Here is a 5,921-nt window from a genome sequence, read left to right as displayed (position 1 = left end):
AAACAGTTATAAAAACGCAGCTTAACTATTTGTCCAGTTTATTGTTGCAAGTTCAGTAGAACCTCTTTTTATTAATAATACTAAGAATCAACCTTGTAACTCCCATCAGAATTAGGATAGGCCCAAATAAAAGAATATTAAATAAATACAAGACATCTCTTAATCCTTTGAATCTGGGACTTACATCAGAAAGACTATATCCAAATTGCCAATCAAGAGTATAAAGAGCGAATTGCACTATCAACAGTAACAGGCATATGTCCCCTATCCATTGTGGCTTTACTTCTTTCATCTCCTTTAATTACCGGTAATGGGCCAAACCTCCCCGCAAACCGGTCCTTCTGCTTTGCCTTAAGGTGAGGAAAGGCCGGTTGTCGTGGAGGTGGTGTTAGCCACTTTTACTTTGTTATTTCTATTTCCCCTTTTTGATTAGTAATCATTCGATATCCTAAACTTCGAGCAAAACTTGCTACGCAGAATCCAAAAGATTCCCATCCACTACCATTAAAATGGTCTTGTTCTTCCACTTGATTTAATGCTTCTGCAATTTGAGCTAAGTCCGCTGGCTGAATGACTTCCTTATCAATTATTGCTATTATTTTATTGCATCCTTCTAATTCAGGAATGAATCGACTGTTATCCTTTGAGTTACGTGCAAAGTACCTGCTATGTGCCTTTATTTGCTCAATGCTTCTGTTTTTAAGCGAATCCATTTTTATTGTATAGTGGCTAATGGCCCGAGCCTACACAGCGCCGTGGTCTCTTGCGTCAGCCTTGCGCTTCGGCGGCCCGGTGATTGATGTAAGCGGTGTTAGGCGATTTAATTTTTAAAATATGTATCCTATATGAAAGTCTAAGAGATAAATTAAACTTCCTTCTGTTTTTCTTTCTTGTCTAACTGTCGAGTTAGTAGTTGAAAAGTTTGCTCCATAATGAAGTGAGGGAGTAAATCCAATAGATAGCTTTTTCTTAATTACTTGTTGATAACCAATTAAAGCTCCTGCCCCTATGAGATGTCTTTTCTCTGTATTGTCTATTCTGTAAATATAATCTCGCATATAAGCCGTGGAAAATCCAACATAAAATCCATTGAAGTAGTTTTGTTTATTTTTTCTCAAATAGTGTCTCCATTGTGGAAGCAACATGACTTGTTTGTAGTGTTGGATTGTTCCTTCCACTGTTGTCCGATCTTTAGCTGAATTTGAGAAATGAGCAGAAAGACTGATCGAATTTTTTGAGGTTAATAGCCTTTCATATTGCAAGCCTACAAGGGTAAACTCAGAAAAGAAATGCTTATATCCCCCAGTAGGAATTTTTAATTTAATATTGTTCCTAACCGGTAATGAATCGATCTGAGCATAGCTCTTACTCATTAATAATATACCTATTGCTAGTAGGAAAATACTCTTTCTATTCATTTCTAATTTTTTATTTCGCCTAACGGAACCACTGCAACTGTATACTGTTGGCTTGTGTTGAGGTAAAGGGTTGGAATGCCAAGGTTATCAGCTTGCAGGGTGTTGGCAGCATGTTTTATTCTTTCAAGTATAATTTTTTCACATACATCAACGTCCAGTTTCGTCGTTCGTTGTAACCATGGCTGAGGATACTATCATAACATTTTATAGGATATGGAACATACGCTCGATCTGCTATTCCTCTGCTTTCCATGACCCATCTGCCATATTGGGTCTCAATAGCTACTACTTTTAGTGATTCCTTATTTGCTGCTTGATTTGTTATAAGAGTTGCCTGAGCGACTAACTGAGAATATATGGTATCGGATAGGAAGGATACTTTTTTTAATGTATCTGCTTTTAGTGCTTGTATATTTTGCTGTAAACTGTGTGTAGTATCAAGCAAGCAAGGTAGAAATAAGTTGTGGCCGATGGCTTGAGTATCTTCAAATAAGAAAAGAAGTCCAGTAATTCTTTCTTGACTGTAGGCCATGAAAGGGTTTAAGCCCAGTAGGAATAATAGTATAATTAATTGCTTCATATTTTCTTAACTTGCTGCCAATGGATTAAGCATTCTCGCAACAGTTGCTTGAGCTAGAGCTTGCGGTGAGGCAAGCGCAGTTGACGAAGGAATGCGATGTTGGCAGCATCTCTTTTATCTTTTTAATTTATCGATCTTTGTTATAAACATATGATAATGGCCTATTGAATCACCAATCTCTCTTATTCCTAGTTGATTAATTACGAATTGTGTTCTAATATCTTTAGGCACTTTACTGGAATGAAAATTTATCTGGATAGTATCCTCCTTCAGGTGATAAATACCAGTATACATCTCACTTTCCATAAACTTGCCTGCATTATATTCGCAACTACCATCAGCTCTTAATTTTAACCACACCCTTGAAACCGTATGTTTGCAGGAGCCTGCATAAACCACTGGGCTTTTTAACTTTTCTATACTCCACTCTATTGGTTGAAAAACTACCACTGCTAAGGCAAGTAAAGAAATACTGACAGAGAAAACTCTAGCTCTATTAAGTGTTTTTTTACTTATAGCTTTAATAGCTAAGATACTAGCGAAAAGGATTGTAATAAAGCCTATAGCATAATAGAACAAATAAATAACCATACCTGTCCAACCTCCTATCCATAAGGCTGTATACTTGAATAGAATTAAACATAATCCTATTCCAACTGCATACTTCACTTCTTTTTCCAATTTATTCTAGTTGCTGCCAATTAACCAAACACACTCGCAACTATGGCTTCAAATTGGAGCTCTGCGGTGAGGCAGCCTAGTTGTCGATAGTGTGTGGTGTTAGGCTTATTATTTTTACATTAACTCATCAAACTTTGGTCTTTTTCTTTTGCCTTCAGAGACTAATTTTATCAGCTGATGAGCATTCTGGTTTATCTTATCCATCGGATCTATGGCTAAGGCTTTCTCAATCCACTCAAGGGCCTCTTTATCTTTTCCTGCTACCATTAGATTAATGGCATGGTTACACATTAAACCTGAATCAGTGGGCAACCTTTTTATTGCCTCAAGCGAATAATTTACTGCAAGTTCAACATGCCCTGCATCTATAGCCGCTATGGATGCTTCTCTTGCTACATCAGGGTTTAATTTCTCTATTGCTAAGGCATCCTCAAATAATTGCATCGCCTTCGCATGTTCGTTAATGGACTGATATAATTTACCTAACAGCCACTTAGTCTGCCAATGATTAGGGATCAATTCTAGGCATTTGTTGTAATGTGCTATGGCATTCTTCAATTTTCTTTTTTCCCAAAAGCCAATCTTTATCCCCTCTTTCCCCTTAAGTATAATCAACTTTTCTGATAGCCGATTACCTTCCGAGAAGTGATAATCAAAAACAGAAATATGTTAGATTGGTAATTCGTATGACATTCTTTATTTCTTTTATATTAAGCCTAATGGTTCTAGTGCTGCCGTCATACCCTTGCTTCCTGCTAGAGCCTAGTGCGTTGGCAGCAGGGTTGTCGGTTCAGAGCAGTGTTAGGCACTGTTCCTTACTTTTTGAATTAAAAGGCAATTCCAGCTGTTATTCCAAATCTGATATCTAATGTATTGAATAATAAACTAAAATAGTCATATTTGACAGTCTCCCGACTTAAGCCCTCAAAATCATGCTTAGTAAGATGAGGTCCAAGAAAGCAATCCAACGATAAGTGATCATCCAAAAATAGCGCATGAACACCAGCTAGAACACCCCCTCCATAGCTTTTTATTTTTCCATACTCTTTACCTAAACCTGAATTCTCAGTTTCCATCTCTAAATAGCGATAGCGTGCAAAACTCGCCAAATACACCCCTTTGGGTGCTTGATGCCTGGCTAGTGAATAGATTCTTACTTCTGGAATGAAGGTATAGGCTTTTGTTAGTGTAGAGCGGCTAAAAATAATCTCGCGTTCTCTCACCTGATAGTTTCCTCCGAGCTGCACACTTAAGCGCTGGCTCACTTTCCTTTCGTAGAAGCCAGACAACAGGCGAGCCGATACACTTAAAAGATTTACTTTAAATACATTTTTAGATATAGGTTTGCTCTGATTCATAACCGGTTGAGCTTTCCCTATGCCTACCAGTAATAAAAAGGTTAGTACTAATACACAAACTTTTCTCATTTGCTTATTTCAATAGTGCATGCTCATTTTATTCTGACTAACGTCCAAGTCTAATGCTGATTTTAGCTTATGGCAAAGCCAACATCCTGCGGCTTTAGCTCCAATTTAGCAATCTTCTTTCTGATCCTCTTGACTAACTTCATCTTTCTTTTCTGGTCCATGAACAGGTACTGGCTTGGTGGATTATAGGGTACATGCTTGACAATCATATGCCAGATGATGACGGCTAGCTTTCGGGCTGTGGCAGAAACGGCTGCTGCTCGGCCTCTTCTGTAGCTGATGCGGTTGAAGAAATCAGACAGATGCGTGTCCTTGAGTTTTCCCACTGCATTGGCCGCTTGCCTGAGGGCAATTTTTAGGCGGTTACTTCCTTTGGCAATCTTTTTACTGAGCACCTTCCCACCACTAATCTTGGTATTGGGACACAGCCTGAGCCAAGAAGTAAACTGCTTAGCAGTCGCAAACTTCTTAATGCCTTCACAGCCTACCTCACTCATTAAGGCAATCACTGTTCCATAGCTCACCCCTTCAATGCGCAACAGGTCCACCCCGTCAAAGTATTGATACGAAAGCTGATTCAAATCCATGTTCTTTGGCGCATTCTTATTGACCTTCTTATGTGGCTTTGCCTCTGCCTGTAATGCTTTCTTTGTTTCATCGGCTTCAATTTGCTCAGAAAGCAGCTTAGCTATTGCTAGATCACAGGCTGCAATCTGTGCCTGCAAAGTTTGATACAAGTCAAACTCCTGTTGTAAGCCAAACAGGTAGTCTTTTCTCCCATTGCTCTGCAAAGCTTTGGCAATCTCTTCTTCTGACTTACGGCAGTTGCTATGACGAAAAGAGGCCAGCACCTGAGGATTAGTTTCCCCGCTGCAAATAGCCTCGATGATCTGCAACCCTGTTAATCCACAGACATCTTTGACTACTACATCAAGTCTAAGATTGAGCAACCGTAAGTATTTCTGCATCTTCTGGGTAGTCATGGCTGAGGTCTCTAGTAGGGAAGTGCGGTGGCGGCAGTAAGTCCTGAGTTGCTCTGTAGCTAAATCCGGTAGAAAGCTACTAGTAAGTAGTCCCAAACTATGCAACTTCTGTATCCATTGGCAATCTTGCACATCTGTCTTTTTACCTTTGATGTTTTTGGTGAACTTGCCATTACAGAGATATACCTCCAATCCGGCTTCTTGGAGCATATTGAATAAGCTCTGCCAATAGGTGCCAGTTGACTCCATGGCTACTGTGCTAATCTTGTTTTCTTTGAGCCATTGTAACAGTTCTTTGAGATCTTCATTATACACGCCAAACTTTCTTAGGTCTTGAGGATTCTGGCCAATGGCTACATAATGGAAGCGGCTGCCTACATCAATACCGGCAGCATAGCGATTAATCACTTCCATAGGTAAGGATTTCTTTTTCATGATTCTTTGGATAAAAAGTTGAAAAAGTCCTAAGGAAATGTATCTTTGGATTGAAAGTATTCTGACCGGGGTAGCTGACAGCTCCTCCATTGAAATCACCTCAAGCCTTTCTGCTCGAACAGAAGGGCTTTTTACATTTCTGACCAGAATAGCGCACGGGTTGTGAACACCATAAAAAAATCGGTCTTGCTTAGGACAAGCTAAAAGTACCTACGTTAGCTCTAGAAATCAATACTTCTTCCAATATAAGGGAATAGTGCCTAACGGAACAACTGCTGACGCAAACCGTGCCGACTGCGGTGGAGCATTGCGGTGAGGCAAGGCCGGTTGTCGTTTCAGCAGGGTGTGTGTGCCCGGCATGGCACAGTATATTTTGAAAGAAATATACACTTATTAT

7 protein-coding genes and 1 pseudogene are annotated in these 5,921 nt (G+C 39.5%); all 8 read right to left on the bottom strand.

The window, feature by feature from the left end; genetic code table 11:
- Nucleotides 1-398 precede the first annotated feature (398 nt).
- The 8 genes and pseudogenes from Q0590_RS36395 to Q0590_RS36365 all read right to left on the bottom strand — a co-directional run bounded on the left by Q0590_RS36395 (nt 399) and on the right by Q0590_RS36365 (nt 5,524).
- Nucleotides 399-713: a hypothetical protein gene (locus tag Q0590_RS36395; RefSeq protein WP_302042608.1), complete on the bottom strand. Its 315-nt coding sequence runs from the start codon at nt 711-713 to the stop codon at nt 399-401.
- Between the two features lie 114 nt (nt 714-827).
- Entirely contained in the window at nt 828-1,418 is a 591-nt protein-coding gene (locus Q0590_RS36390; RefSeq protein ID WP_302042607.1) for a DUF3575 domain-containing protein, read from the bottom strand.
- A 115-nt stretch (nt 1,419-1,533) separates the two neighbouring features.
- Nucleotides 1,534-1,998, bottom strand: a complete 465-nt coding sequence (locus tag Q0590_RS36385; RefSeq protein ID WP_302042606.1) for a hypothetical protein — start codon at nt 1,996-1,998, stop codon at nt 1,534-1,536.
- A gap of 114 nt (nt 1,999-2,112) precedes the next feature.
- Nucleotides 2,113-2,679 carry a hypothetical protein gene (locus Q0590_RS36380; RefSeq protein ID WP_302042605.1) on the bottom strand — a complete coding sequence of 189 codons (567 nt, stop codon included), beginning with the start codon at nt 2,677-2,679 and terminating at the stop codon, nt 2,113-2,115.
- Nucleotides 2,680-2,793: 114 nt separating this feature from the next.
- Complete coding sequence (locus Q0590_RS36375; protein ID WP_302039970.1) at nt 2,794-3,123, bottom strand: hypothetical protein; 330 nt, start codon at nt 3,121-3,123, stop codon at nt 2,794-2,796.
- A gap of 66 nt (nt 3,124-3,189) precedes the next feature.
- Nucleotides 3,190-3,294, bottom strand: a pseudogene (locus Q0590_RS37745) (hypothetical protein); the annotation flags it as partial.
- 212 nt (nt 3,295-3,506) lie between these two features.
- Nucleotides 3,507-4,037, bottom strand: coding sequence for a DUF3575 domain-containing protein (locus Q0590_RS36370; protein WP_302042604.1), 531 nt, complete (start codon nt 4,035-4,037; stop codon nt 3,507-3,509).
- A 131-nt stretch (nt 4,038-4,168) separates the two neighbouring features.
- Complete coding sequence (locus Q0590_RS36365) at nt 4,169-5,524, bottom strand: IS110 family RNA-guided transposase (protein WP_302042603.1); 1,356 nt, start codon at nt 5,522-5,524, stop codon at nt 4,169-4,171.
- Nucleotides 5,525-5,921: the final 397 nt, after the last annotated feature.

The organism is Rhodocytophaga aerolata (assembly GCF_030503435.1).
Taxonomy (GTDB): domain Bacteria; phylum Bacteroidota; class Bacteroidia; order Cytophagales; family 172606-1; genus Rhodocytophaga; species Rhodocytophaga aerolata.
Note: the sequence above shows the minus strand (reverse complement) of the source record. Positions and strands in the feature narration are given on the sequence as shown.